Here is a 25,844-nt window from a genome sequence, read left to right on the forward strand (position 1 = left end):
AGGTGGGCCATCGGGGGACGCCGGCTGCTCCGAAGGGCCTTTATACGCCCTCGCGGAGCATGATCGGCCCCACGTTCCCCCGTGCGGTGGGGGTCTGGGCAGGTGTGCGAATCCCCGGGAGCCGGCTCGATGGTGACGTCTCTCCGGCGTCCCTGCCGGACGACTCTCCGGCGGGCGGCCAACGCCCCCGCACGTTCCCCCATTTGGACCCGTAGACTCCGCGATCATGACGACGGAATCGCCGCTCCGGGAAGTCCCGGCAACCGAAGACCCGACCCTCTTCGCCACCATGTCCACCATGCGCGCCATGCGGCGGCTTTCGCCGGAGCCGGTGCCCTGGGAGACGCTGGAGCGACTCGTGCAGGCCGCCGTGTGGGGCCCCAGCGGGGGCAACATGCAGGCCTACGAGTACGTCGTCGTCACCGACCGGCAGGTGATGGCGGATCTGGCGCCGCTGTGGAAGCGGTGCGTGGACGCCTATCTGGCGACGACCGGGAAGTACGCGCCGAAGGGCATGGACGAGGCGGCGTACGGCCGGATGGTCGCGGCCATCGAGTACCAGCGCGACCACTTCGCCGACACGCCCGCGCTGATCGTGCCGTGTTACCGGTTCCCCGAGCCCCGCCTGGACGAGGAGGGCCTGATCGCCTCCGCCGTGGCGCTGGGGCCGGTGGCGACCGAGCGGCTGATGACCACGCAGGACCGCTTCCAGGCGCTGGCGGAGGGCTCCTGCGTCTATCCGGGGGTCCAGAACCTGCTGCTGGCCGCCCGGGGCCTGGGTCTCGCGGCCAATGTCACCATCTGGCACCTGATGCTGGAGGAGGAGTGGAAGGAGGCGCTCGGCATCCCCGAGGAGATGCGGACCTTCGCCGCCGTCCCGGTGGGGTGGCCGAAGGGGAACTTCGGCCCCGTGCGGCGTCGCCCGGTCGCCGAGGTCGTGCACCGGGACCGCTGGTAGTACTCGGTTTCCCGGCGCCCGCCACCCGTCCGGGTGGCGGGCGCCGCCATCTGCGGACGAACCGTCAGTTCCGTTGCGCCGATGAGGTGTTGACCCGGCGCGCCGCACGGCCGCGTCGTTGTCATGCATTCATCACGTGGGTAGCCTGTGCCCGCTCGGCAGCCCTTCGCCCACCCCCACCGGGACGTGGGGCTCCTCTCCCCCCACACACAGGAGCAGACATGCCCAGACGCCCCGCGACCCCATCGCGTCGTCGCGCCTCCGCCGCCGCCCTGGCGGCCCTCACCGTCGCGGCCGTCGTGACGGCGGGAGCGCCGACCCCGGCGTCGGCCGCGCCGGACCCGGCCGCCAACTCCCTGAACCGGGCCTTCGCCCGCGCCGCCGCGGAGTACGGCGTACCCCGCGACCTGCTCGCGGCGGTCGGCTACGGCGAGACGCACTTCGACGGCCACCACGGACTGCCCAGCCAGGACAACGGCTACGGCGTCATGCACCTGGTGAGCAACCCGACCAACCGGTCCCTGGAGAAGGCCGCCGCCCTCACCGGAGCCTCGGCCGCCCGGCTGCGCGAGGACACCGCGACGAACGTCCTCGGCGGCGCCGCGGTGCTCCGCTCGTACGCCGACTCCCTCGGGCTCGACGGGGACGAGCGGCTCGACGTCGACTCCTGGTACCCGGCCGTCGCCCGGTACGGCGGCGCCGACGGGCCGGCCGCCGCGCTCTACGCGGACGCCGTCTACTCCTTCCTCGCCGGGGGTCTGCGAGGCAGGACCCCCGAGGGCGAGGAGGTCACCGTCACCTCGCGTCCGGTCTCCCCGGAGAAGGGCACGATCGCGCCGCCGGACGTCAGCACCCGGTCGGCGGACTACCCCTCGGCGCTCTGGGTGCCGGCCGCCACCACCAACTACCGGGTGGGCCGGACGGCGGACATCGACAAGATCGTCATCCACGTCACGCAGGGCTCGTACGCGGGCTCGATCAGCTGGTTCCAGGACCCCGCCGCCGTGGTCAGCGCCCACTACGTGATCCGCTCCTCGGACGGCCAGATCACCCAGATGGTGCGCGACAGCGACACCGCGTACCACGCCAAGAGCGCCAACGCCTCGGCCCTGGGCATCGAGCACGAAGGCTGGATCGACGACCCGAGCTGGTTCACGGACGCGATGTACCGCTCCTCGGCGGCGCTCACCCGCTACCTCTGCGACCGGCACGGCGTCCCGAAGGACCGGACGCACATCATCGGGCACAGCGAGGCGCCCGGAAACGACCACACGGACCCGGGCCCCTACTGGGACTGGACCACCTACATGCAGCTGGTCGGCGGCACCACCGGTGGAACGACGGACGCGCTGAGCTTCGCCACCTACACGACCCAGCAGTCCGGCTCCAGCGGCTCCCAGGTCAAGGCCGTGCAGCAGCTCCTCAACACCCAGGGTTACGAAGCCGGAGCGCAGGACGGGGTGTTCGGCGCAGAGACCAAGACGGCGGTCCAGAACTTCCAGCGGGCCCGCGGACTCAGCGCGGACGGCATCGTGGGCACGAAGACCTGGACGGCGCTGCTGTCGGCCGGTACCACCCCGGACCTGCGGCAGGGCAGCACCGGTGACGACGTCAGGCGCCTCCAGCGGTCGCTGACGGCGGCCCTCGGCTCGACCGTCGCCATCGACGGCCAGTTCGGTTCGGGCACCGCCACCGCCGTACGCACCTTCCAGACCGACCGCGCACTCACGGTGGACGGCATCGTCGGTACGGCCACCTGGGAGGCCCTCCAGGCCGGCGGCTGACCGGGACGGCCGGATCGGCCGGGCGACGCGCGGGCGGGCGGGCCGGGAGCGGGTGCCGGCCCGCCCTGGCACGCGCCCTTCCGCCCGGCCGGACCGGCTCGGTAGGCTGCGGCCCATGTTCCTCTCCCGTGCTTAGGCCCTGTCCGGCCGTTCCGCCGATCCGGCGCGAATGGTCAGACACGGTCCCGGACACCACCCCGCGCACGCTCCCACTCGGTGGCAGCGGCACTCCGGTGTCCCCGCACGCCCGCGTCGCGCCCGCGCGTCGCCCTTCCGAGGAACCCCCATGTCTTCCCTTTCTCCCCCTTCCTATCGGGCCGTTCTCCGTACCCCGCTCGCCCGGACGGCCTTCGTCGCCTCTCTGCTCGGGCGCCTCTCCTACGGGACGGTTCCGCTCTCCCTGATGCTCGCCGTCTCCGGGGCGACCGGCTCCTACGCGGCGGCCGGACTCGCCGGGGCCCTGTTCGGGGCCGCCGGGGTCGTTCTCTCCCCCGCCCGGGCCGCCCTGCTGGACCGGTACGGAGCCCGCCGGGCCCTTCCGCCGATGGCCGGCGCCTACGCGCTCCTGCTCGCCCTGCTGGCCAGGGAGACCTGGCGGCCGGGGGCGCCGGAGTGGCGGCTGGTGACGCTCTCGGTGGCCGCCGGCTTCTGCATGCCCCCGATGGGGCCGGTGATGCGAGCCCTGTGGAGCGCGCTCCTGACCGACCGCGACCTCCTGCGCAGGGCGTACAGCCTGGACGCGGTGGCCGAGGAACTGCTGTACGTCAGCGGCCCGTTGCTCGTCGGGCTCCTCGTCCTCCACGCGGTCCCGGCAGCGGGTCTGGCCGCCGGCGCCGCCCTCGTCGTGGCGGGGGCGCTCGTACTCGCGTACTCCCCGGCGGTCCGCGCCGGGGAGGCCGTCCGCGCCGCGGGCGGAAAGTCCGGCCGCGCGGACGGCACCGGCGGGGCGGTCGGCGGCGGCTCCGGACGCCCGTCACCGCTGCGGACGGCGGGCGTGCGCCACGCCGTGACCGTCATGGCCGGCGTCGGGCTGGGGCTCGGGGCGCTGGACCTCCTGGTCGTGGCCTTCGCGCCGGACCGCCCTCAAGCCGCCGCCTGGGTGCTGGCCGCCCTCTCGGCCGGCAGCGCGGTCGGCGGCCTCGCCCACGGCGCGCTGGCCCGGCGGGAGGGCGGCGCCGTGAGGGCGGCCGTCCTGACCGGGGCGTTCGGCGCGGCGCTGGCCGTCGCCGGCCTCTCCCCGCACGTGTCCGTCCTGGTGGCGGTCGCCGGTGTCGCCGGGCTGTTCGTCTCTCCGGTGATCACGACGGCGTACCTGCTGGCCGACGCGGCGGTTCACGAGGAGGCCCGCACCCGCGCCGGGGCCTGGGCCAACACCGCTTTCAACGCCGGAAGTTCACTGGGTGCCGCAGCGGCGGGCCTCGGTGTGGACCGGCTGCCGACGGCGGTGTGCTTCGCGCTGGCCGCCGTACCCGCCCTGTCGGCGGCGGTGATCGTGTCGAGAGCGCGCGGGGCACGCCGACGGGTACCGGGCGCCGGTAGGACCGTCTCCGCCGCGTAACGGCACCCCCTCGGTGCGGCGCACGGTGGCCCCGCACCCCCTCGGACGGACGGGGGGTACGGGGCCACCATCGGTTCTCAGCGCACGGAGGTCACTTCAGGCCGAAGGCCCTGATGATCTCCTCGTCCACCGCGAGGCCGTCCGGGCCCTCGGCGTGCGCCTTGAGGGAGACCGAGGAGGCCCCCTTCTTCGGCGGGGTGAACGTCGCGGCCCACTGACCGGACGCGGTCCTGCTCAACTTGACGGTGCTCCACTTGGCGCCGTCGTCGTAACTGACCTGCAGGGAGGCGCTCGTCGCCTTCACCGCGCCGTCCAGCCAGGCCTGCGTCCCTGCACCGAGGCCGAGTTCGACCTTCTTGCCCGCCTTCACGTCACCGGCGAGGTCGGTGTCGACGTCGAAGTCCAGCTGGATCAGGGGGATGTCGGCCTGGGCGTAGCCGGCCTCGCCCGCGTCGAGCTGCCCCGAGAGGAACGACCACTCGCTGTGCGTGCGGGTGGAGGACTTCCAGGTGTCGGCGTCACGGCGGGAGTCGAGCACCAGTCGGTACGGCAGCTTCTCGGGCGAGAGGTCCCACGCGTAACCGGCCCGGCCCGCGCCCTCCTTGATCAGGGTGTCACCCTGGTAGAAGGCGTAGCTCGTGGTGTCGTACTCGTCCGCGGGCATCGAACCCGAGTGGCCCTCGCCCGAGTCGGTCCACGCGCTGATGTTGAACTGCATGTCGTTGTACGAGGTACGGAACGGGCCCCAGAAGCCGGTGCCGAGACGGGGGCTCGTCACCGGGGCGAACCAGTCGTCCTTGTAGGTGTGGCCGGCCGTGTAGTCGAGGTCGGTGCTGCGCATCTCGGCGGCGGTGTCGGTGGCGTCGGCGTTGAGGACGGAGTGGTTCTCGTACCAGAAGGAGTCGCCCGGCAGGGGGGTGACCCACTCGTCGCGGACGCCCGGGAACTGCTCGTACTCCTCGAAGCCGACGCCGGGTCCGTAGTCCGGGATGTCGTAGCGGTAGCCGGCGCCGAGCGTCTTCTTGGCACCGTAGAAGGTGTTCTCCACCTTGGCCAGCCGGCGGACCGACGGGGCGAACGCCAGGGAGCGGTCCGGGATGGTGCCGTCGTGGCGGTCGACGAAGTCGTAGACGTAGTCGGCGAACTTCTTCTGGTCGACGCTGATCGTCTTGCCGCGCTGGGCTGCCTTGATCAGGGCCTGGCCGGCGAGCTTCTGGGCGGCGACCACCGGGATGGCGGTCTCGGTGCCCCAGTCGGTGTAGGTCTCCATGGCGACGCCCCGGCCGTCGTTGACGACGAAGAGGGCCGACGCTCCCGCGGCGAGGGCGTTGGCGAGCCGGTCGACGGGGGCGACGGCGTCGCTGCGGTCGATGACCACGGCCTTGCCCTTGGCACCAAGCCCCTTGTAGGCGGCGGCGCTTCCGTCGCCCGCGTAGACGGACTTCAGCTTCTGCTCACGGTCCTCGGCGACGACGGAGCCGCCCTGCACGGTGACGGGGACATCGGTCTGGTCGGCCGTGACGTCGATCTGCTCCTCGCCCAGGCGCCAGCGGGTCAGGAAGCTGAAGGAGCCCTGGGTGACCTTCTTGGTGGGCGCGGCCCACAACTCGTCGTAGACCAGCGGGATCTGGTAGAGATCACGTTGGACCAGGCCACTGGGGGCGGTCCTGGCCATGTCGTAGCGGAGTTGGCGGGTCTCGGACTCCTGCGGGGCCCGGGCGCTGATCTTGTGGGCCTTCGACGCGTCCAGGGTGATGGTCCGCGGGCCGTCCGTGAGGATGGTCTCGGGTGCGGCGAGGAAGGCGAGCGCCTTGGAGTCGGCGCGGTCGCCGTCGACGTCGAGCGCGGTCCAGGCCGTGTAGTTGCCCGGCGGGAGCCGCAGTGTGGTGGAGCCGGAGACGTTCACGACGCTCAGGTTCGGGTCTTCGAGCGCGGCGAACACGACCTGGCCGTCGGCCGGTCGGCCCGCGCGGTCACGGAGCTGGATGGTGAGGTCGTAACGCTCCTCCTCCTTGCTGACGGCGAAGCCCGTGTGGGCGACGGTCGCGCCGGTCGCGTCGGTGGCGAGGACCTGTCCCGAGAAGAGGGTGCCCGCGTCGACCTTGGACGGGTCGATCGAGAGCACCGCTTCGGCGGTGGACCCGGCCGGGACGGTCAGCTCCGGGGCGGACAGGGTGTACGCCGCGGCGTCCACGTCGGTCGCCAGGTGCAGGGTGACGTCCTGCTTGCCGGTGTTGGTGTACGTGAGGGTCCGCCGGGCCACCTCGTCAAAGGCGTCGTGCGGCCAGGCGTAGTCGGCGACCTCGACGGAGCCGGTGGCAACGATCGTGGTGTCGACCGCCGCCTTGACGTCGACGCGTCCGGTGCCCTGCTCGTACGGGGTGTACGCGTCGAGTTGCCTGGACGAGCTCATCAGCGCGTCCTTGAGCCGGCTGCCGGACCAGTCGGGGTGGCGCTGCTTGAGGATGGCGGCGGCACCGGCGACGTGCGGGGTTGCCATCGACGTACCGTCCATCGACTGGTACATGCCCTCCATGCCGGGGACCGACTGGGAGGCCGCCGCGTTGATGCCGACGCCCGGGGCGGAGAGGTCCGGCTTCAGGCCGTGGGTGTTGATCAGCGGGCCCATGGAGGAGAAGTCCGCGCGGTTGTCCTGCTTGTCGACGGCGGCGACGGTGAGCGCCTCGGCGGCGGAGCCGGGGGCGCTGATGGTACCGGCGCCGTAGGAGTTGCCGGCCGCGATGACGAAGAGGGGACCGCCGTCCGCCGAGAGAGCGTTGACCGCCTGGGCCATCGGGTCGCTGCCGTCGTCCGGCACCGGGGCGCCGAGGCTCATGGAGACGACGTCGGCGCCTTCGGCCTTCGCCCACTCCATCGCCTCGATGATGCCGGAGTCGGCGCCCTCGCCACTGTCGCCGAGCACCTTGCCGATCAGCAGTCCGGCGCCGGGGGCGACGCCCTTGTTCAGCCCGCCCGACGCCGCGCCGGAGCCGGCGACGGTCGAGGCCACGTGGGTGCCGTGGCCGTTCTTGTCGTCCACCTCCTCGCCGGGGACGAAGCTCTTCGACTCCAGGACGCGGTCCTTGACGTCCGGGTGGTCGGCGTCGATACCGGTGTCCAGGACCGCGACCTTGATGCCTGTGCCGTCGTACCCCTCCGCCCAGGCGGCGGGGGCGTTGATCTGCGGCACCGATTCGGACAGCTGGGCCGTCGAACGGCCGTCGAGCCAGAGCTTGGAGATGCCGGCGTCCAGCGAACGGGCCGTCTGTGAACCGGATATGTCGTCCCAGAAAGTGCGGGCGTCCGCCTTGTCGGCGGTGAGTGCCGCTCCGTGGATCGACTCCAGGGTGCGCGTCTTCCTGGCGCCGTCCGGCGCGACGGGCAGCGAACGCGCCACGGACTGCGGGTAGGTGGCGATCAGCGGGATTCCGCCGGTCCCCTCGTCGTCGTACCCCATGGCGATCAGTGCGGAGATGTTGAAGAGCCTGCGGTCGAGCTTGCCCGCGGCGAGGAGGGAGGTGGCCTCGTCGGGCAGGACGTAGAGGTCGTCACCGGCCTGCTGCACGTGGACGCCGCCGGTCGCGCCGTCCGGGCGGTCGACGGTGACCGTGCCCTCGTCGCCGGCTCCGACGCCCTGGACGTAGTGCACCACGTCGCCGGTGACGAGGGTGATGTCGTGGCTCTGCGGTTCGGCCGCCTGCCGGGGGTGCGCGGTCGAGGGCTGGGGGTTCGCCGAGCGGGGGGATGCCGAAGCGGAACCGGCGGCAGGAAGCACGACACCGCTCACGAGCGCGACGGAGGTCGCCATGAGGAGGAGCGTGCGTCCCTGACGAGCGGGTCTCGCCCGGCCGGAAACGGAGGAGGCTGAAAATGTCATGGTGTTGATCTACCGGCAAATGGCGGGCTGCCATGCGGTTTCGCAATGGCAGGAAGCCGCCGTGGCGACTAACCGCCAGGCACGGCAAACACGTTCATGGCGGCGAAGTCCATGACTGGGACGCGTGGCGAGTGTGCGGACCCGTGGTGGATCGGGGTGTGGGCGCCGGTGAGCCGCGCACCGCTGCCGCCGTGCCGCTCGGCGACGATCTCCGCCATGATCGAGAGGGCGGTCTCCTCCGGCGTGCGGGCCCCGAGGTCCAGCCCGATCGGCGAGTGCAGCATCCCCAACTCGCCCTCAGTGAGCCCCTCTTCGCGCAGTGCCGCCTCCCGGTCCCGGTGCGTGCGCCGCGACCCCATGGCGCCGACGTACCCGACCGGAAGCCGCAACGCGGCCTTCAGCAGCGGTACGTCGAACTTGGGGTCGTGGGTGAGGACGCAGAGGACGGTACGCGCGTCGACCTCGGCGGTGGCGAGATAGCGGTGCGGCCAGTCGACAACGATCTCGTCCGCCTCGGGAAAGCGGGCGGCCGTGGCGAAGACGGGCCGGGCGTCACAGACGGTGACCCGGTAGCCGAGGAACGTCGCCGCGCGGGTCAGGGCGGAGGCGAAGTCGACGGCCCCGAAGACGATCATGCGGGGTGGCGGCACGCTCGACTCGACGAACAGGACGACGGGCGGCCCGCACCGCGAGCCGTCCGTCCCGACGGTGACCGGGCCGGTTCGTCCGCAAGCCAGCATCGCCCGCGCTTCCTCGACGACCGCCCGCTCGAAGGCATCCGTGGATTCTGATTGCCCATCACCCTGCCCCTCAGCGAGGTCACTCGTCGGCACCGCCACGGCCCGCCCGAGGAATTCGGGGGGGCCCGCGACGACCCGGGCGAGCGCGGTGGACAGCCCGGCCGCCGATGCCGCGAGCGCCGACGCCACGACCGGCAGGACGGCGTCGCCGGCCCGGACCGGGGTGACCAGCACCTCGATGGTCCCGCCGCAGGTGAGGCCGACCGCGAAGGCGTCGTCGTCGCTGTAGCCGAACCGCTCGCGCACGGTGATCCCGTCGTCCAGGGCCTGACGGCACAGTTCGTACACCGCGCCCTCCACGCAGCCGCCCGAGACCGAGCCGACCGCCTCACCGGCCCGGTCGACGGCGAGGGCGGCGCCCGGCTGTCGAGGTGCGCTCCCGGTGACCCGGACGACCGTGGCGACGGCGAAGTCCCTTCCCTGCACGGTCCATCGGTGCAGTTCGGCGGCGATGTCCAGCATGCTTCTCTCCTCTCTTGCGGCGTCGGAACAGGGGTCGTCGCGCCGGGAAACCGGTCAGGTACCGGTGAGGTGCTCGGGGCGCACCGGGGTGCGGTTGAGTTCGAGGCCGGTCGCCGCCCGGATCGCGGCGAGGACGGCGGGGGTGGCCGAGAGGGTGGGGGCCTCGCCGACGCCCCGGAGACCGTACGGGGCGTTGTGGTCGGCGAGTTCGAGCACGTCGAGGGGGATGGGCGGCGTGTCGAGGATGGTCGGGATCAGGTAGTCGGTGAAGGACGGGTTGCGGACCCTGGCGGTCTTCGGGTCGACGAGGATCTCCTCCATCACGGCGACGCCGAGCCCCTGGGTGGTGCCGCCCTGGATCTGTCCGGCGACGGCGAGCGGGTTGAGTGCCTTGCCGACGTCCTGGGCGCAGGCGAGTTCGACCACCTTCACGAGTCCCAGTTCGGTGTCCACCTCCACGACGGCGCGGTGGGCGGCGAAGGAGTACTGCACGTGGCCGTTGCCCTGGCCGGTGCGGAGGTCGAACGGTTCGGTGGGGCGGTGGCGCCACTCCAGCTCCACCTCGACCACCTCGTCCCCCAGGACGTCGGCGAGGCCGGCGAGGGCCTCGCCGCCGTCGGTGACGACCTTGCCGTCTTCCAGGAGCAGTTCGGCGGTGGCCCAAGCGGGGTGGTACGTACCGAACTTGGCACGCCCCAGTTCCAGCACGCGCTCCCGGACGGCCTCGCAGCTGTTCTTGACCGCGCCCCCGGTGACGTACGTCTGGCGGGAGGCGGAGGTGGAGCCGGCCGAGCCGACCCGGGTGTCGGCGGGCTGGACGGTGACCTGGCCGACGCCGAGTTCGGTGCGCGCGATCTGGGCGTGCACGGTGACGCCGCCCTGTCCGACCTCCGCCATCGCGGTGTGCACGGTCGCGACGGCCTCGCCGTTGATGACCTCCATCCGGACCCGGGCGGTGGAGTAGTCGTCGAAGCCCTCGGAGAAGCCGACGTTCTTCAGGCCGACCGCGTACCCCACGCCCCGTACGACGCCCTCGCCGTGCGTGGTGTTGGAGAGGCCTCCGGGCAGTGCGCGCAGGTCGACCGGACCGGCGCCCGACGCCGGGCCCGCGACGAGCCACTGCCGTTCGGGCGGCAACGGGCGGGACTTGACGCGGCGCAGGAGTTCGGCGACGGGTGCGGGCGAGTCGCAGGGCTGCCCGGTGGGCAGCAGGGTGCCCTGCTCCATCGCGTTGATCCGGCGGAACTCGACCGGGTGGAGCCCGAGTTCGGCCGCGAGCTTGTCCATCTGCGCCTCGTACGCGAAGCAGGCCTGAACGGCTCCGAAGCCGCGCATCGCCCCGCAGGGAGGGTTGTTGGTGTAGAGGGCGATCGCCTCGATGTCGACGTCGTCCACGGCGTACGGTCCCACCGAGAGCGAGGCGGCGTTGCCGACGACGGCCGGGGAGGACGAGGCGTAGGCGCCGCCGTCCAGCACGATGCGGCACTTCACGTGGGTCAGCTTGCCGTCGCGCGTCGCGCCGTGTTCGTAGGTGAGCCTGGCGGGGTGGCGGTGGACGTGTCCGAAGAAGGACTCGAAGCGGTTGTAGACCATCTTGACGGGCTTGCCGGTGCGCAGCGCGAGCAGGCAGGCGTGGATCTGCATGGACAGGTCCTCGCGGCCTCCGAAGGCGCCGCCGACTCCGGACAGCGTCATCCGGATCTTCTCCTCCGGGAGGCCCAGGACGGGTGCCATCTGCCCCCGGTCGGAGTGCAGCCACTGGGTGGCGACGTAGAGGTCCACGCCGCCGTCCTCGGCGGGTACGGCGAGTCCGGACTCGGGGCCGAGGAAGGCCTGGTCCTGCATGCCGAAGACGTAACTGCCGCGGACGATCACGTCCGCGCGGGCCGCTGCCGCCGCCGCGTCGCCGCGCACGACCGGCTGGCGGTGCACCACGTTGGGGTGCGGGACGTGGGCACTGTGGTGGTCGTCGCGGCCCTCGTGGAGCAGGACGGCGTCGGGTGCGGTGGCGGACGCCTCGTCGGTGACGACGGGCAGTTCGGCGTAGTCGACGCGGATCTTGGCGGCGGCGCGGCGGGCTGTCTCGGGGTGATCGGCGGCGACCAGGGCGACCGGTTCGCCGTGGTGGCGGACCCGGCCGTGGGCGAGGGCGGGGGTGTCCTTGATCTCCAGGCCGTAGTTCTTCACGGCGGTGGGCAGGTCGTCGTGGGTGAGGACCGCGTACACGCCGGGGGTGGCGAGCGCCTCCGCGACGTCGATGGAGCGGATCTCGGCGTGCGCGGTGGTGGAGCGCAGGGTGTGGCCCCAGAGCATGTCCTCGTGCCACATGTCGGAGGAGTAGGCGAACTCCCCCGTGACCTTGAGGGTGCCGTCGGGGCGGAGGGTGGACTCGCCGATCCCGCCCCGGGTGGGTGAGCCCTGGGTGAGGCCGACCGGGGTGCCGGTGGTCGTCTTCGTCATGGCCGGACCGCCGCTTTGGTGCGGGCGGCGGCGAGGCGTACCGCGTCGAGGATCTTCTCGTAGCCGGTGCAGCGGCAGAGGTTGCCGGAGAGCGCCTCGCGGATGTCCTGGTCGGACGGGGAGGGTCGCTGTTCGAGCAGTTCGTCGGCGGCGACCAGGAGCCCGGGGGTGCAGAAGCCGCACTGCACGGCTCCGGCGTCGATGAATGCCTGCTGGACCGGGGAGAGCGGGGGCCCGTCGGGTCCTGGCGCGGCCTGCCACGCGCGGGCCTCGTCGAGGCCGGTGCCGCAGCCCCGGGCCGCGCAGCCGCTGCCGGGGTGGGCGTCGGCGCGGTGGCGGGCGTAGTCGGCGAGTCCTTCGACGGTGGTGACCTCGCGGCCCTCGGCCTGTCCGGCGGCGACCAGGCAGGCGCAGACGGGCACTCCGTCGAGGCGGACGGTGCAGGAGCCGCACTCGCCCTGTTCGCAGGCGTTCTTGGAGCCGGGCAGGCCCATGCGTTCGCGCAGGACGTACAGGAGGGACTCACCCTCCCAGACGTCGTCCGCCTGCTGTGGCCGGCCGTTGACGGTGAAGTGGACGCGCATGGTCAGCGGGCTCCTTCGAGGGTGCGGCCGGTGCGGTACTGCTCCCAGGTCCAGCCGAGGGTGCGGCGGGCGAGGACGCCGACCGCGTGCCGGCGGTAGCGGGCGGTGCCGCGGACGTCGTCGATCGGGTTGCAGGCTCCCGAGGCGAGGCCGGCGAATTCGCGGGCGAGGGAGGGGGTGATGATGTCGCCGCTCTCCCAGAAGCCGCCTTCGTCGAGCGCGGCGTTCAGGAACTCCTCGGCGGCGGTGGCGCGGACCGGGGTGGGCGCGGCGGAGCCGATGCCGGTGCGCACCGTACGGGTCCGGGGGTGCAGGGCGATCGAGAAGGCGCAGACGGCGATGACCATGGCGTTGCGGGTGCCGACCTTGGAGAACTGCTGGGGGCCGTCCGCCTTCGCGACGTGCACGGCGCGGATGAGTTCGTCGGGGGCGAGGGCGTTCCGTTTGACGCCGGTGTAGAACGCGTCGATCGGGATCATCCGGGTGCCGCGCACCGACACCGCCTCGACCTCCGCGCCCGCGGCGAGCAGCGCCGGGTGGGCGTCCCCGGCGGGTGAGGCGGTGCCGAGGTTGCCGCCGACGCCGCCCCGGTTGCGGATCTGGGGGGAGGCGACGGTGTGCGCGGCGAGGGCCAGTCCGGGCAGCTCGGACCGCAGGTGTTCCATGATCGCGCTGTACGGCACCGAGGCGCCGAGGCGTACGGTCCGCTCGCCGACCTCCCACTGGTGGAGCTCGCCGATCCGGCTCAGGTCGAGGAGGTGGTCCGGGCGGCGGTGGTCGAAGTTGATCTCGACCATGACGTCCGTGCCGCCCGCCAGGGGCACGGCCGCCGGGTGCTCGGCCTTGGCGGCGAGCGCGTCCTCCCAGGCGGCGGGCCGAAGGAAGTCCATGAGTGGCTCTCTTCTCGATGGGCTGCGCAGGGTGGAGGGGCCCGCGTGGGGCCGGGGAGCGGTCGCTCTTCATCAGTTGTTGACGCAGGGTGGCCTCCAGTACACAAGCCGTGCTCCAACCGGTGCAGTCACCGAAACAATGAAGGAGTTGGCTGGTCTCCTCGCTCGTCTTGTAGATTCGAACGAATGGTGGGGGTCGGAAACCTCACCGCAATTCACAGGACTCCTGGACCATCACAAGACTCCTGGACCTTCACCGGGGCCCTGGACCTACGGAAAAACAGATCGGCGGCAACGAGATGCGGCTGCGCGCACTGCTGGACACGGACGCGCTGGGGCTGCGGCTGCTCGGCGGCGAGGACGAGCTGGACCGTCCGGTCCGGGGCGTCATGACGACGGACCTGCGCGACCCGAGCCGCTACCTCTCCGGCGGCGAGCTCGTGCTCACCGGACTGGCCTGGCGCCGTGACGCGGCGGACTCCGAGCCCTTCGTACGGATACTCGCCCAGGCCGGGGTCAGCGCGCTGGCGGCGGGCGAGGCGGAGCTCGGTCCCATACCCGGCGACCTGGTCGAGGCCTGTCTGCGTCACCGCGTGCCGCTCTTCGCGGTGAACGAGACGGTTGCCTTCGCGACGATCACCGAACACGTCGTACGGCAGGTGTCGGGCGAGCGCGCCGGGGATCTGGCCGCCGTCGTGGACCGGCACCGCAGGCTGATGACCTCCGGCCCGGCGGGCGGCGGTCCCGAGGTCGTGCTGGACCTGCTCGCCGGGGATCTGTCCCTGTCGGCGTGGGTGCTCTCGCCCACCGGACGCCGGATCGCCGACGCAGGGAAGCCGCTGCCCGGCCCGGTCGCGACGGCTCTCGCGGGCCGTCACCTGGCGGCGGCCAGGACCGGTCGCCGGGGTCCGCACGCGACCTCGGTGGACGGCACCACGTACGCGCTCTTCCCGATCCGGAACACCGGCCGGAGCGCCGTGCCCGCCCCGCAGGACTCACGCGGGTCCGCCCTCTCGGAGTGGCTCCTGGCGGTGGAGGCCGACCCGGGCGACTGGCCCGAGGCCCGGCTGGACCTGCTCCAGGGGGTCACCCAGCTGATCGCCGTCGAGCGCGACCGGCGCGACGCCGCGCGCACGGTGCGGCGGCGGCTGGCCCAGGAGGTGCTGGAGCTCGTGCAGACCGGCGCCGCCCCGGCCGAGATCGCGGCCCGGCTGCGGGTGGCGGCGCCGGTGCTGCTGCCCGGCCTCGGTACCGCGCCGCACTGGCAGGTCGTGGTGGCACGGGTGGAGTGGGAGGCGGCCCCGGACGGCGGCTCCCCCGCCCGCAGCGGCGCGCAGGACCGCGCGGGCGGCCCGGTGGCCCAGGCGCTGCTGGAGGAGATCCTGGTCGATCCGGCGGTCACCGGGCCGGATTCCGCCGACCGGATAGCGGTGGCGTACACGGAGGACGAGGCCATCGCGCTCGTACCGCTGCCCGCGGTCGCCCCGGCCGGGCAGGCACCCGGCGAGGGGCCGGAGCACGACGGCTCCGTCCACGGAGCGGGCCCCGTTCTGCGCGCGAGCACCCTGCTGGACGCGGTGCGCGAGCCGCTCTCGGCGGGACTCGCGGACGACGGCCGGCTCACGCTGGGTGTCAGCGCGGCCGTCCACTCGGCCGAGGGGCTGCACGGTGCGCTGGAGGAGGCCCGGCACGCCCGCCGGGTCGCGGCGGCCCGCCCGGGCCGGGTCTGCGCGGCGGGCCACGACGAGCTGGCCTCGCACGTACTGCTCCTGCCGTTCGTCCCGGACGACGTGCGGCGGGCCTTCACCGCGCGGCTGCTGGACCCGCTGCGGAGCTACGACGCACGCCACCGCGCCGAGCTGATCCCGACGCTGGAGGCGTTCCTGGAGTGCGACGGCTCCTGGACCCGCTGCGCGACCCGCCTCCACCTGCACGTCAACACGCTGCGCTACCGCGTCGGGCGTATCGAGCAGTTGACGGGTCGCGACCTCGCCCGGCTGGAGGACAAGCTCGATTTCTTCCTCGCCCTGCGCATGAGCTGACCTTCCTCGTCCGGCCGGGCACCGCCCGGGCGCGACAAGGCCGACACCCGTTTGTGAAATCTTTCACCTGAACCTGGCCCGCCCTCTTGGCCGGGCTGCCGATCCGTGCTGAGATGCGCCCACACTCAACAGCTCAATGGCGCGCTCGGGGAGGCAATGTGGCGCACACCGCCATGTCTGGGTCCGGAACGACAGCCGATGACGAACCTCCTCTCCTGACCGCGGTGTGGCGGCTGCGCTCCCGCGCCTGCTGGACGGACGCCGCAGCCCTGCTCGGCCCGAGCGCCGCGACCGACCCGGTCGCGGCCCTCCAGCGCACCACGCTGCTGACCGAGCGCTGCCTCTACACGACCGAGGGCTGGACCGAGGCGGAGGATGCCCTGCGGACGGCCGAGGCACTCGCCAAGGACAACGCCGAGCGGGGAGCCGCGGCCTGCGAGCGCGGCTACCTCGCGTACGCGTCCACCCTGCTCGGCATCCGCGACCGCGCCGACGAGGCGTCCGTGGCGCTGAGCCGCGCGGCCGCGCTGCTCGCCCCGGACGCGCCGGGCCGGCCCCTGCTGGACTTCCGGCGCGGGCTGATCGCGCAGAACATCGCCGGCGCGCCCGATTCCGCGCGGACCGCCTTCCGCCGCGCGCACGCGGGCGCCACCGCCCGGGGGGACGCGTTATTGCTCTCCTTCACCTGGCGCCACCTGGCTTCCCTGGCCCTGAGCGAGGGGGACCTGCCGCAGGCACGCCACGGGTTCGCGGAGTCGCTGCGGATACGGGAGGAACTGGGCTATCTCGTCGGCACGGCACCCGCGCTGATCTCCCTCGCCGAGACCGAGACGGAGCCGGTGGCCACCCGGCTGCGCGCCGAGGCGGGCCGCCTCTTCCGACTGCTGGGCGGTGTACCCACCTGGCTCGCCCCGCTGCTCGACGAGCCGCCGGAGCCGCAGGTCGCCGCGGCGAACTGAGCCCCGTCCGCGTGCGCCCGGCCCCGGGCGCACGCGTGCGGCCCGTGCCGGAGGCCGCCGCAGTCCGTGTCCGGCCATGCGCGCCCGGCGGGAATGGCCGGACACGGCCGAGAGGCTCTCAGGCGTCCGCCGGGCTCCGGTAGTGCTCCGCCACCAGGGCCCGCACGGCCGTCAGGTCACGGTCGCCCAGCGCGTCCAGCAGCGCGGTGTGCTGCGCCGCGTCGGCCCGCAGGCTCGCGGGCCGGCCCGGCACGGCTCCCGGAAGCGGCCCGGGGCAGCGGCGGTGGAGGTCGTCGGCGAGGGCCACCAGTTGGACGTTCTGGGCGAACCCGAGCAGCGCCCGGTGGAAGACGCGGTCGCTCTCCGTGTAGGCCGAGCGGTCGCCGGTCGCCGCCGCCGCGACCGTGGCCTCCGCCAGCGGGCGCAGCGTCGCCCAGCGGCAGGCCGGCACGGTCCGGGCGAGTCGCAGCACGACGGGAGCCTCCATCAGCGCGCGGACCTCGGCCAGCTCGGCCAGTTCGCGCGGGCCGCGCTCGATGATGCGGAATCCCCGGTTCGGCACGACCTCCACCGCCCCCTCGGCGGCCAGCCGCTGCATCGCCTCGCGCACCGGGGTGGCGGACACCCCGAAGCTCGCGCCGAGCGCGGGGGCGGAGTACACGTGCCCCGGGACGAGTTCCCCCGCGGCCAGGGCGTCGCGCAGGGCGTCCAGGATCTGCCCGCGTACGGAATACCGGTGGACGGGCGGGGGCGCGGCGGCCTCGCCGTGGGTGTGGTCGCCCCGCGCCGAGCCGCGTCCCGCCTGCGCGGGCACCCGGGGGTCCGTACCGGCTCCACAAGCCCCGGCACGCTCCGCCGGGTACGCGGCGGAGTACGCCGGCGCGTCCTGCCGCGTTCTGCCCTGCTCCACCGGTCCTCCTCGTACCCGTCCCGCCCCGACCGCGTCGTCCCGCTCGGACGGCGCCACCCGTGCACGATAGGCGCAGGGGCCCGAGGTTCACACGTCGATCACGTCGGGTAAGGTAAGCCTTGCCTGTCAGCGCTCGCGATTCGGTGGTCCCGCATGACCGTTCCCACGGCGCCCGCAGGCGCCGCCACACCGGCCTCCCCGGTGGCCTCCGCGTACGCGCGCCTCGCCGAGGTCTTCCCCGGGCTGCGCACCGACGTGCTCGACCGGACCGCACCACTGCCCTCCGGCTCCGGCTGGGTGCGCGCCGACGCGCTCGCCTCGGGCGGCGCGGTGGTCGACGCCTTCCTGGAGTGGGACGAGGCGCAGATCCTGCGCGACTACCAGCAGCGGGCCCGCCCGGACGTGGTGGCCAGCTTCGGGCTCCACCGGTACGCCTGGCCCGCCTGCCTGCTGGTGACCCTGCCGTGGTTCCTGCACCGGAGAGTGGTGCGGGTACCGGTCGAGGACGTGGCGTTCCAGCGGGCGCTGGGCCACTTCGCCGTCCGTGTACCGGAGTTCGCCTGCCTGCCCGACGACCCTGCGGCCTCGCACCCCGACGCGCGCGTCGTACCGGACGAAGCGGCGCTCCGCGCGGAGGTGCTGGCCTCCGTCGCCGCCCACATGGGCCCGGTCCTGGAGGGCTTCGGACCGCGCATGCGGCGCGGGAAGCGGGCGCTGTGGGGCATGGCGACGGACGAGATCGTCGAGGGCCTCTGGTACGTCGCCCACCTGCTGGGCGAGGAGACCCGGGCGATGACCGAGCTGGAACGCCTGCTCCCGGGCGCCACCAAGCCGTACGTCGGAGCGGCCGGCTTCCGCGAGCTGACCGGCCCGAGCGGCGAGTCGCTGCCGACCCGCGACCGCGCGAGCTGCTGCCTCTTCTACACCCTGCGCCCCGAGGACACCTGCGTGACCTGCCCGCGCACGTGCGACAGCGACCGCGTGAAGAGGCTCGCCACGGCCCTCTGACCGACACCACCCGCACGAGGGAGTCCCTCTCGAATGCAACTCCCCGATATCGTGCGGCAGTTCGACCAAAATGGGGTCACTTGTGCGTTCCGGGCCCCCCGAAGGCGTGCTCTTGCCCCGAATCGGCTTGGGACGGGCGGAAGTTCCGTCACGATGGCGTCCGAAAACGCCCTACGTGACCCGAGGAACCGCGCATGAGACTGACCGACATGTCGCTCGACTGGCTGCTTCCGGGCGCCGTACTGCTCGTGGGAGTCACGGCGGCGGTGACGGTGGTCGCACGCGGTAAGCGTGCGGCCGGCAAAGCCTCTGCCGACGACACCTGGGAACGCAGCGAGGACCGCCGCAGGCGCAAGGAAGCGCTCTACGCGACCGCCTCCTACCTCCTGCTGTTCTGCTGCGCGGCCGTCGCCGCCGCACTGTCCTTCCACGGCCTCGTCGGCTTCGGCCAGCAGAACCTCGGTCTCGGCGGAGGCTGGGAGTACCTCGTCCCGTTCGGTCTCGACGGTGCGGCCATGTTCTGTTCCGTGCTGGCCGTGCGGGAGGCGAGCCACGGAGACGCGGCGCTCGGATCGCGGCTGCTGGTATGGACGTTCGCCGGGGCGGCTGCCTGGTTCAACTGGGTCCACGCACCGCGCGGCCTCGACCACGCGGGCGCGCCGCAGTTCTTCGCGGGGATGTCGCTCTCGGCGGCCGTGCTCTTCGACCGCGCGCTGAAGCAGACCCGCAGGGCCGCACTCCGCGAACAGGGCCTGGTTCCGAGGCCGTTGCCGCAGATCAGGATCGTCCGCTGGCTGCGCGCCCCCCGGGAGACCTTCGACGCCTGGTCGTTGATGCTCCTCGAAGGCGTACGCACCCTGGACGAGGCGGTCGACGAGGTGCGCGAGGACCGCCGCGAGCAGGAGCAGGACCGCCTGCGCAGGCGGGGCCAGGAGAAGCTGGACCGGGCCCACATCAAGGCCCTCAACCGGCAGAACCGCGCCTGGAACAGGGGCCGGAACGGCCGCCAGGTGGAGGCTCCGGCCCTGCCCCCCGCGCCGGTCCCGGAGCTGCCCGTCGTGGAATCCGCCACGACGGAACCGGGCCAACTGCCGCTGCGGCCCCGGCCACCGTTGCAGGCCGTCAGCGGTTCGCAGCGGACGACGGGCGACTCCGGCCCGAAGAACGGCACGCCGGGTCCCGGCGGCGAGCCGCTGGTCGACCTCACCGCCGAGGACGACACCCAGGCTCTGCCGCGCCTCGATTCCCTGGAGCGCAAACTCAAGGATCTTGAGCAGCAGTTCGGCTGAGCACACCCGGCGGCCTCACTCGGCCACCTCGAACCAGACCACCTTGCCCAGCGCCTGCGCCTCCACCCCCCAGGCGTCCGCGAGACTCCGCACCAGGATCAGACCCCGGCCGTGCGTACCGTCGTCGGCGTTCGGTACGTACGACCGGGGCATGCCGGACGCGAAGTCGCGCACCTCCACCCTGACCTTCGCCCCCTCGACCGTGGCCGTGACGGCCGCGCCGTTGCGGGTGTGGATCAGCGCGTTGGTCAGCAGTTCGCTCAACAGCAGTTCCGCGGTCTCCACGGACCCGGTGCCGATCCGGGGCCGGAGGAAGTCCCGGAGATCACGCCGGACCTGTCCGACCGCGGAGCTGTCCGTGTGTCCGAGGCGGCGGTACAGACACTCGCCCTGCCCCTCTCCCCCACCAGGGGACGGCCCACCGCCTCCGCGGTGACCGGCCCTGTCGTGACGTTCCATCATGTCCCCCGCCCGCACGCCGAATCGGCCTCCTTCTGCCTCGATCCCTCGAACGTCCTCACGGGATGCATGCCCCGTCACCGCCCGATCACGCTTCGTCGCGCACGACGGCGCCGACCGGCACCGCCCCGGGTTAACTTCCAGAAAACTTCCGTGAGTTGCCGTTGACGCGGAGGGATCTACGCGCGTCATCATAGGGCTCATGCGAATCCCCCCACGGGTCATCACGCTCAGCGGCACCGCCGCCCTCCTGTCCGCGCTCCTCGTCGGCGCCCCGGCGTCGGCCGCCGTCACGGACCTCTCCCCCACCCACCCCGCGGCGTACGCCTCCTCCCCGGCGTACGCCGCCTCCTCCCGCTACACCCCGCTCTCCGCCGCCTCGGTCGGCAGCATCTGCTACTCCGCCCTCCCGTCCCAGGCGCACGACACGCTCGACCTCATCGACGCCGGAGGCCCCTTCCCCTACTCGCAGGACGGCGTGGTGTTCCAGAACCGCGAGGGCGTCCTGCCCGCCAAGGCCTCCGGTTACTACCACGAGTACACGGTGGTCACGCCGGGCTCCTCGACCAGGGGCGCCCGCCGGATCGTCACCGGTTCGGCGGTGCAGGACTACTACACCGCCGACCACTACGTGACCTTCGACCTCGTCGACCACGGCTGCTGACGGGTCACTCCCACCAGGAGATCCGGTTCCGCCCGCGCCGCCGCCCCCCACCGGCGGCGCGGGCCCGACCGGGTCCGCGTCCCCCGTGGTGTCCGGCGGGTCAGGGCCGTGGGACGTTGCGCAGGTTGGAGCGGGCCATCTGGAGCATCCGGCCCACCCCTCCGTCCAGCACGATCTTCCCGGCGGAGAGTGCGAAGCCGGTCACCATGTCGGCACTGATCTTCGGCGGGATGGACAGGGCGTTCGGGTCGGTGACGATGTCCACCAGCGCCGGCCCCTTGTGCTTGAAGGCGTCCCGCAAGGCGCTCTCCAGCTGCTTCGGCTTCTCCACCCGGACGCCGTAGGCACCGGCCGCACGCGCCACCGCGGCGAAGTCCGGGTTCTTGTTGGTCGTGCCGAACGAGGGCAGTCCGGCGACCAGCATCTCCAACTCCACCATGCCGAGGGCAGAGTTGTTGAACAGGACGACCTTGACCGGCAGGTCGTACTGGACGAGGGTGAGGAAGTCGCCCATCAGCATGGAGAATCCGCCGTCGCCGGACATCGAGACGACCTGGCGGTTGCGGTCGGTGAACTGTGCGCCGATCGCCTGGGGCAGGGCGTTGGCCATCGAGCCGTGACTGAACGAACCGATCACCCGCCGCTTGCCGTTGGGCGTCAGATAGCGTGCCGCCCAGACGTTGCACATGCCGGTGTCGACCGTGAACACCGCGTCCTCGTCGGCGATCTCGTCCAGGACCGAGGCCACGTACTCCGGGTGGATCGGCACGTGCTTCTCGACCTTGCGGGTGTACGCCTTGACCACGCCCTCCAGCGCGTCGGCGTGCTTCTTCAGCATCCGGTCGAGGAACTTGCGGTCGCTCTTCGGCTTGACCCTCGGCGTGAGGCAGCGCAGTGTCTCGCGCACGTCGCCCCAGACGGCGAGATCGAGTTTGGAACGCCGTCCCAGCCGTTCCGGACGGACGTCGACCTGGACGATCTTCACGTCGGTCGGCAGGAAGGCGTTGTACGGGAAGTCGGTGCCGAGCAGGATCAGCAGATCGCACTCGTTGGTCGCCTCGTACGCGGCGCCGTAGCCGAGCAGTCCGCTCATCCCGACGTCGTACGGATTGTCGTACTGAATCCATTCCTTGCCGCGGAGCGCGTGGCCGACCGGCGACTTCACCTTCTCGGCGAACTCCATCACCTCGGCGTGCGCGCCCGCCGTGCCGCTGCCGCAGAACAGCGTGACCCGCTTGGCCTCGTCGACCATCCGGCAGAGCTTGTCGATCTCCTCGTCACCCGGGCGGACCGTGGGCCGCGAGGTGATCAGGGCGTGCTCGACCGACTTCTCGGGCGCCGGCTGGGAGGCGATGTCACCGGGCATGGAGACGACGCTGACGCCTCCCCGGCCGATGGCGTGCTGGATGGCCGTCTGGAGGAGGCGCGGCATCTGCTGCGGGTTGGAGATCATCTCGTTGTAGTGGCTGCACTCCTGGAAGAGCAGCTCCGGATGGGTCTCCTGGAAGAAGCCGAGTCCGATCTCGCCGGAGGGAATGTGCGAGGCGAGGGCGAGCACCGGCGCCATGGAGCGGTGTGCGTCGTACAGCCCGTTGATCAGGTGGAGGTTGCCGGGGCCGCAGGAGCCGGCGCAGGCCGCGAGGTCACCGGTGATCTGCGCTTCGGCGCCTGCCGCGAAAGCCGCGGTCTCCTCGTGCCGGACCTGGATCCACTCGATGCCCTTGTGGCGCCGGATGGCGTCGACGACCGGGTTCAGGCTGTCGCCGACGACGCCGTACATCCGCTTCACTCCCGCCCGTACGAGAATGTCGACGAACTGTTCCGACACGTTCTGCTTGGCCATGGGAATGTGCCCTCTCTGCCCGTGCTCCGTGCACGCTCGGCTGTCCGGACTACGGAACCCGAAACTCCCGGGCTCCCGGGAATCGCAGCCGGACGGTCTCCGCAGTCCATCAACCCACGGCGGGCGGGGTTACGCCTCCCAGACCGCGGCGGCCGTGCGGTCGTCGGCGTGTCCCTCGACACGGATCTGGAGATCCGCCAGGAACTCGGCGAGGCCGGGCGCGCCTTCGGGAGTCCAGCGCGCGGCGAGTTCCCCGGCGAGCGCCGGCTCTGCGCGCATCGGATCGGCGAGCCCGGGGGAACAGAGCAGCAGCGTGTCGCCCGAACGGGCCACGGAGGCCCGGAACCTGAAGGGCTCGGACGGCGGGGGCACCGGACCCTCGATGTACGGCCCCGGGGGCGTCACGATCTGGAGGTCCAGCGTCAGCCGGTCCTCGGCGGGGCCGGGCGTGCCCGTGGCGATCGGCTCGCGCGGCGGCGAGCCGAAGCCGACGACCGCCGCACCGGTGGCCGCCCCGCCCTCCGGGAGTGCGGGTTCGAGGTCCTGCCAGACGCCGTCGCGGAGCCGGAAGAGGCCTCCGCCGCCGACGCCGAAGAAGACCCGGGTGCGGCACCGGGGATCGGCGGACAGCAGCAGGCAGCGCAGTTCGACGGAGTGGTCGCGCGGATCCAGCCCCAGTTCGGCGGCGCGGGACCGGAGCTTGCCGTACGTACGGTCGGTGAGCCGGTGGAGCCCTGACTTCAGGTCGCCCCGGCGTCCGGCCCGGACGTCCTCGGAGAGCCGTGCGTGGCTGCGGCCCACCGCCCCGCCGATCCAGCGGCAGGCGTCCGCCGCCGCGAGGTGCGCCCCCTCCGCGCCCCGGGTGCCCCGGGCGACGGCGACGAGGACGAGGCCGCCCTCGCCGCTGCCGAACCGGGCGGTGAGCAGCGCGTCGCCCCGGGGTTCGCCGCGGAAGCGGGCCGCGTCGCCGCGCACGGAGACGGTGCGGAGCGTGTACGTGCCGTACCGGGCACCGTCGAGGACGGTGTCGGGGACGAGTCCGTCGAGGTTGAGCGGGGTGGCGGCCGGCAGGGTGGCGGGCTCGGCCTCGAAGGCGGGCGCGTGCTCCCCGAGGTGTCCGGGAGCGACCGGCCGGCGTCCGGTGACCGGGAGCGGCGCGTCCGCCTCCTGCCGGGCGGGGCCCTTGGCGTGCCGGCCACCGGCCGTGTCGGTCCGGCTCTCCTCCGGGGCGGGCTCCGGTGGAGGAGGTACGGGCACGGGTACGGCGAAGGTGCGGGGTTCCGGCGGCCCGGCGGGCGTCTCCCACGGTGCCGCGAACCGGACGGCTCCGGGCGTCGGCGCGGTGCGCGGGGCGGGCGGGCGCTGCGGCGGTCCGAGCACCGGCGGAGGTGGCTCGGACGGGCCGGGCTCGGACGGGCGGGGTTCCGGGCGGTGTTGCGGCGCGGGTGACACCGTGCCCGGCCAGGCGTCGGTGATCACGGTGTCCTCGTGTTCCTGGTCCGCGAGGAGCGCCTCGTCGTCGTCGGTCCCGGCCAGGGGCACGGCGGTCCGGAAGCCGGTCCGGGGATCCGTCTCCCCGTCGAGGTCCGCGTCGGCGTACGGCGCGTACGGACCCGTGTCGGCGTTCGGGACGGACGGGTCGTCGCCGTACGTTCCCGCACCCGACGGGCCGTCGAGCGGGTCCGGCGGCGTCGGCGGACTCACCGCGTCCGCGGCGGAGTCGAAGCGGTCGTCCAGACTGTCCCGCGCGGTGGCGGGTCCGGTGTCCGGCGCGGCGCCGTCGTAGAGCTTGCGCCACCACTCGTCCTCGTGGGCGGTGGGGTTCTCCCCCTGCTGACTCATGCCCTCATTGTCCACCGGGAACGGCGGACCAAACCGGGTCGCCGCGAAAAAGGGTGGCGCTGGGTGGGCCCGCCGGGCTGCCCCACCCCCCACGGGAAGGGCGCCCGGCGCGCCGGTCCCGGCGGCCCGGAGCGGCTGTACCGGACACGTGCGCGGCGCACGCGGAACCGCCCCCGGGTGGGGCCACCTTGGCAGGGGGGCCTCCGGTACGGGGATGATGGGCGCGGCGGGTTTGCGCCGTGGCCGTTTCCCGCCACGGCGGGTCGGCCGGTGCAGGTGGTGCGTGATTCGCTACGCCCGGGGAGGGTCCGAGGAGAATGCTGAGTGCCATAGGTCTCGACGAACGACAGGAAGCCGCCTACCGTGCGCTGGTCGCCCTGGGGGCGGCCGAACTCCCGCATCTCGCCCACCGTCTGGGCCTGCCGGAGGCGGAGACCGAGCGGGCCTTGCGCCGGCTGGAACAACAAGGGCTCGCCGCACAGTCGTCGGCCCGCTCCGACCGGTGGGTGGCGGCGCCGCCGGGGGTCGCGCTGGGCGCTCTGCTGATCCAGCAGCGGCACGAACTGGATCAGGCGGAGCTGGCGTCCGCTCTGCTGGCGGCCGAGTACCGCGCCGAGGCGAGCGAACCGACCGTGCACGATCTGGTGGAGGTGGTGACCGGGGCGAGCGCGGTGGCCCAGCGCTTCCACCAGTTGCAGCTGGGCGCGGTCTTCGAGGTCTGCGCGCTCGTGACCGGGAAACCGATAGCGGTCAGCGGCATGGACAACGAGTCCGAGGAACGGGCGGCGGCGCGCGGGGTGTCGTTCCGCGTGGTCATCGAGCGCGAGATGCTGTCGCTGCCGCAGGGCATCGTGGAGGTCTCGACCGCGCTGGGGCGGGACGAACAGTGCCGGGTGGTGGAGCGGGTACCGACGAAACTGGTGATCGCGGACCGGGCTCTGGCCATGGTGCCGTTGACCGGACGAAACGCCGAGCCCGCGGCTCTGGTCGTGCACGCGAGCGGACTGCTGGAGTCGCTGATGGGCCTGTTCGAGGCCGTCTGGCGCGAGGCGATGCCGCTCCGGCTGGGCGAGCAGGGATGTCTGAAGGAGGGCGAGAACGGCCCCGACTCCACCGATCTGGAGATCCTGTCGCTGCTGCTCGCGGGTCTGACGGACGCGAGTGTCGCCAAACAGCTGGAGCTGGGGCTGCGGACGGTTCAGCGCCGGGTGAAGGGGCTCATGGAGCTGACGGGCGTGTCGACCAGGCTCCAGCTCGGCTGGCACGCGTACGAGCGCGGCTGGGTGGCCCGCGCCCACCCCCGGCCCTGATCCCGGCCCGGTCCTTGATCCCACCCCTGATCCCACCCCGGTTCTCGTCCCACCCCCGGCCCTGATCCCGCCGGCCTGGTCCCGGCCACCGCTCGGGCCGGGACCAGGCCGCGGCCGTCGTGCCGGGACCGGGCACGCCCCGTGG

General features: G+C 72.9%; 18 protein-coding genes. 9 read left to right on the forward strand and 9 right to left on the reverse strand.

Going from position 1 to position 25,844, the window contains the following annotated elements; genetic code table 11:
* Nucleotides 1-226: 226 nt before the first annotated feature.
* The 3 genes from OHT52_RS03490 to OHT52_RS03500 all read left to right on the forward strand — a co-directional run bounded on the left by OHT52_RS03490 (nucleotide 227) and on the right by OHT52_RS03500 (nucleotide 4,300).
* A complete protein-coding gene (locus OHT52_RS03490; RefSeq protein ID WP_328718632.1) occupies nucleotides 227-958 on the forward strand; it encodes a nitroreductase family protein in 732 nt (243 codons plus the stop codon).
* Nucleotides 959-1,179: 221 nt separating this feature from the next.
* On the forward strand, nucleotides 1,180-2,742 hold the full coding sequence (locus OHT52_RS03495; RefSeq protein ID WP_328718633.1) for a peptidoglycan-binding protein: 1,563 nt from the start codon (nucleotides 1,180-1,182) through the stop codon (nucleotides 2,740-2,742).
* Nucleotides 2,743-3,028: 286 nt separating this feature from the next.
* Nucleotides 3,029-4,300 (forward strand): MFS transporter, encoded by a 1,272-nt coding sequence (locus OHT52_RS03500; RefSeq protein WP_328718634.1) that lies wholly within the window; start codon nucleotides 3,029-3,031, stop codon nucleotides 4,298-4,300.
* 91 nt (nucleotides 4,301-4,391) lie between these two features.
* Here the strand turns inward: OHT52_RS03500 and OHT52_RS03505 are convergent, their stop codons facing one another.
* The 5 genes from OHT52_RS03505 to OHT52_RS03525 all read right to left on the reverse strand — a co-directional run bounded on the left by OHT52_RS03505 (nucleotide 4,392) and on the right by OHT52_RS03525 (nucleotide 13,373).
* Nucleotides 4,392-8,108, reverse strand: coding sequence for a S8 family serine peptidase (locus OHT52_RS03505; protein ID WP_328718635.1), 3,717 nt, complete (start codon nucleotides 8,106-8,108; stop codon nucleotides 4,392-4,394).
* Nucleotides 8,109-8,245: 137 nt separating this feature from the next.
* On the reverse strand, nucleotides 8,246-9,439 hold the full coding sequence (locus tag OHT52_RS03510) for an XdhC family protein (protein WP_328718636.1): 1,194 nt from the start codon (nucleotides 9,437-9,439) through the stop codon (nucleotides 8,246-8,248).
* Nucleotides 9,440-9,493: 54 nt separating this feature from the next.
* A complete protein-coding gene (locus OHT52_RS03515) occupies nucleotides 9,494-11,899 on the reverse strand; it encodes a xanthine dehydrogenase family protein molybdopterin-binding subunit (RefSeq protein WP_328718637.1) in 2,406 nt (801 codons plus the stop codon).
* Nucleotides 11,896-12,483 (reverse strand): (2Fe-2S)-binding protein, encoded by a 588-nt coding sequence (locus OHT52_RS03520; RefSeq protein ID WP_328718638.1) that lies wholly within the window; start codon nucleotides 12,481-12,483, stop codon nucleotides 11,896-11,898. The genes OHT52_RS03515 and OHT52_RS03520 overlap by 4 nt, the downstream gene beginning before the upstream one ends.
* Before the next feature lie 2 nt (nucleotides 12,484-12,485).
* Nucleotides 12,486-13,373 carry an FAD binding domain-containing protein gene (locus tag OHT52_RS03525; RefSeq protein ID WP_328718639.1) on the reverse strand — a complete coding sequence of 296 codons (888 nt, stop codon included), beginning with the start codon at nucleotides 13,371-13,373 and terminating at the stop codon, nucleotides 12,486-12,488.
* A gap of 299 nt (nucleotides 13,374-13,672) precedes the next feature.
* On the opposite strand from OHT52_RS03525, the gene OHT52_RS03530 reads away from it, so the two are divergent.
* The gene (locus tag OHT52_RS03530; RefSeq protein ID WP_328718640.1) at nucleotides 13,673-15,415 is read left to right on the forward strand and encodes a PucR family transcriptional regulator; all 1,743 of its coding nucleotides are present in this window, start codon (nucleotides 13,673-13,675) and stop codon (nucleotides 15,413-15,415) included.
* Nucleotides 15,416-15,588: 173 nt separating this feature from the next.
* Nucleotides 15,589-16,374 (forward strand): hypothetical protein, encoded by a 786-nt coding sequence (locus tag OHT52_RS03535; RefSeq protein WP_328718641.1) that lies wholly within the window; start codon nucleotides 15,589-15,591, stop codon nucleotides 16,372-16,374.
* A 118-nt stretch (nucleotides 16,375-16,492) separates the two neighbouring features.
* Here the strand turns inward: OHT52_RS03535 and OHT52_RS03540 are convergent, their stop codons facing one another.
* On the reverse strand, nucleotides 16,493-17,284 hold the full coding sequence (locus OHT52_RS03540) for a GntR family transcriptional regulator (protein WP_328718642.1): 792 nt from the start codon (nucleotides 17,282-17,284) through the stop codon (nucleotides 16,493-16,495).
* 153 nt (nucleotides 17,285-17,437) lie between these two features.
* On the opposite strand from OHT52_RS03540, the gene OHT52_RS03545 reads away from it, so the two are divergent.
* A complete protein-coding gene (locus OHT52_RS03545) occupies nucleotides 17,438-18,292 on the forward strand; it encodes a (2Fe-2S)-binding protein (RefSeq protein ID WP_328718643.1) in 855 nt (284 codons plus the stop codon).
* Nucleotides 18,293-18,486: 194 nt separating this feature from the next.
* Nucleotides 18,487-19,581, forward strand: a complete 1,095-nt coding sequence (locus OHT52_RS03550) for a DUF2637 domain-containing protein (protein WP_328718644.1) — start codon at nucleotides 18,487-18,489, stop codon at nucleotides 19,579-19,581.
* A gap of 15 nt (nucleotides 19,582-19,596) precedes the next feature.
* Here OHT52_RS03550 and OHT52_RS03555 read toward each other — a convergent pair whose 3' ends face one another.
* Nucleotides 19,597-19,962: an ATP-binding protein gene (locus OHT52_RS03555; protein WP_328723602.1), complete on the reverse strand. Its 366-nt coding sequence runs from the start codon at nucleotides 19,960-19,962 to the stop codon at nucleotides 19,597-19,599.
* A gap of 280 nt (nucleotides 19,963-20,242) precedes the next feature.
* Between OHT52_RS03555 and OHT52_RS03560 the strand changes: the two genes are divergently transcribed.
* Nucleotides 20,243-20,704 (forward strand): ribonuclease domain-containing protein, encoded by a 462-nt coding sequence (locus OHT52_RS03560; RefSeq protein ID WP_328718645.1) that lies wholly within the window; start codon nucleotides 20,243-20,245, stop codon nucleotides 20,702-20,704.
* Nucleotides 20,705-20,804: 100 nt separating this feature from the next.
* Here the strand turns inward: OHT52_RS03560 and OHT52_RS03565 are convergent, their stop codons facing one another.
* Together OHT52_RS03565 and OHT52_RS03570 are read right to left on the reverse strand one after the other, a co-directional pair.
* On the reverse strand, nucleotides 20,805-22,547 hold the full coding sequence (locus OHT52_RS03565; protein ID WP_328718646.1) for a pyruvate dehydrogenase: 1,743 nt from the start codon (nucleotides 22,545-22,547) through the stop codon (nucleotides 20,805-20,807).
* 129 nt (nucleotides 22,548-22,676) lie between these two features.
* Complete coding sequence (locus tag OHT52_RS03570) at nucleotides 22,677-24,389, reverse strand: protein phosphatase 2C domain-containing protein (RefSeq protein WP_328718647.1); 1,713 nt, start codon at nucleotides 24,387-24,389, stop codon at nucleotides 22,677-22,679.
* A 317-nt stretch (nucleotides 24,390-24,706) separates the two neighbouring features.
* Here OHT52_RS03570 and OHT52_RS03575 point away from each other — a divergent pair, with 317 nt between their 5' ends.
* Nucleotides 24,707-25,699, forward strand: coding sequence for a helix-turn-helix domain-containing protein (locus OHT52_RS03575; RefSeq protein WP_328718648.1), 993 nt, complete (start codon nucleotides 24,707-24,709; stop codon nucleotides 25,697-25,699).
* The last annotated feature ends 145 nt before the right edge of the window (nucleotides 25,700-25,844 follow it).

Origin of the sequence: Streptomyces sp. NBC_00247, from assembly GCF_036188265.1 — a bacterium.
Classification (GTDB): Bacteria; Actinomycetota; Actinomycetes; order Streptomycetales; family Streptomycetaceae; genus Streptomyces.

What these genes read in the sequence shown, in the direction of transcription:
- OHT52_RS03490 (WP_328718632.1), top strand. Translation starts at nt 227, where the DNA reads ATGACGACGGAATCGCCGCTCCGGGAAGTCCCGGCAACCGAAGACCCG.
- OHT52_RS03495 (WP_328718633.1), top strand. Translation starts at nt 1,180, where the DNA reads ATGCCCAGACGCCCCGCGACCCCATCGCGTCGTCGCGCCTCCGCCGCC.
- OHT52_RS03500 (WP_328718634.1), top strand. Translation starts at nt 3,029, where the DNA reads ATGTCTTCCCTTTCTCCCCCTTCCTATCGGGCCGTTCTCCGTACCCCG.
- OHT52_RS03505 (WP_328718635.1), bottom strand. Translation starts at nt 8,108, where the DNA reads ATGGCGACCTCCGTCGCGCTCGTGAGCGGTGTCGTGCTTCCTGCCGCC.
- OHT52_RS03510 (WP_328718636.1), bottom strand. Translation starts at nt 9,439, where the DNA reads ATGCTGGACATCGCCGCCGAACTGCACCGATGGACCGTGCAGGGAAGG.
- OHT52_RS03515 (WP_328718637.1), bottom strand. Translation starts at nt 11,899, where the DNA reads ATGACGAAGACGACCACCGGCACCCCGGTCGGCCTCACCCAGGGCTCA.
- OHT52_RS03520 (WP_328718638.1), bottom strand. Translation starts at nt 12,483, where the DNA reads ATGCGCGTCCACTTCACCGTCAACGGCCGGCCACAGCAGGCGGACGAC.
- OHT52_RS03525 (WP_328718639.1), bottom strand. Translation starts at nt 13,373, where the DNA reads ATGGACTTCCTTCGGCCCGCCGCCTGGGAGGACGCGCTCGCCGCCAAG.
- OHT52_RS03530 (WP_328718640.1), top strand. Translation starts at nt 13,673, where the DNA reads ATGCGGCTGCGCGCACTGCTGGACACGGACGCGCTGGGGCTGCGGCTG.
- OHT52_RS03535 (WP_328718641.1), top strand. Translation starts at nt 15,589, where the DNA reads ATGTCTGGGTCCGGAACGACAGCCGATGACGAACCTCCTCTCCTGACC.
- OHT52_RS03545 (WP_328718643.1), top strand. Translation starts at nt 17,438, where the DNA reads ATGACCGTTCCCACGGCGCCCGCAGGCGCCGCCACACCGGCCTCCCCG.
- OHT52_RS03550 (WP_328718644.1), top strand. Translation starts at nt 18,487, where the DNA reads ATGAGACTGACCGACATGTCGCTCGACTGGCTGCTTCCGGGCGCCGTA.
- OHT52_RS03560 (WP_328718645.1), top strand. Translation starts at nt 20,243, where the DNA reads ATGCGAATCCCCCCACGGGTCATCACGCTCAGCGGCACCGCCGCCCTC.
- OHT52_RS03565 (WP_328718646.1), bottom strand. Translation starts at nt 22,547, where the DNA reads ATGGCCAAGCAGAACGTGTCGGAACAGTTCGTCGACATTCTCGTACGG.
- OHT52_RS03570 (WP_328718647.1), bottom strand. Translation starts at nt 24,389, where the DNA reads ATGAGTCAGCAGGGGGAGAACCCCACCGCCCACGAGGACGAGTGGTGG.
- OHT52_RS03575 (WP_328718648.1), top strand. Translation starts at nt 24,707, where the DNA reads ATGCTGAGTGCCATAGGTCTCGACGAACGACAGGAAGCCGCCTACCGT.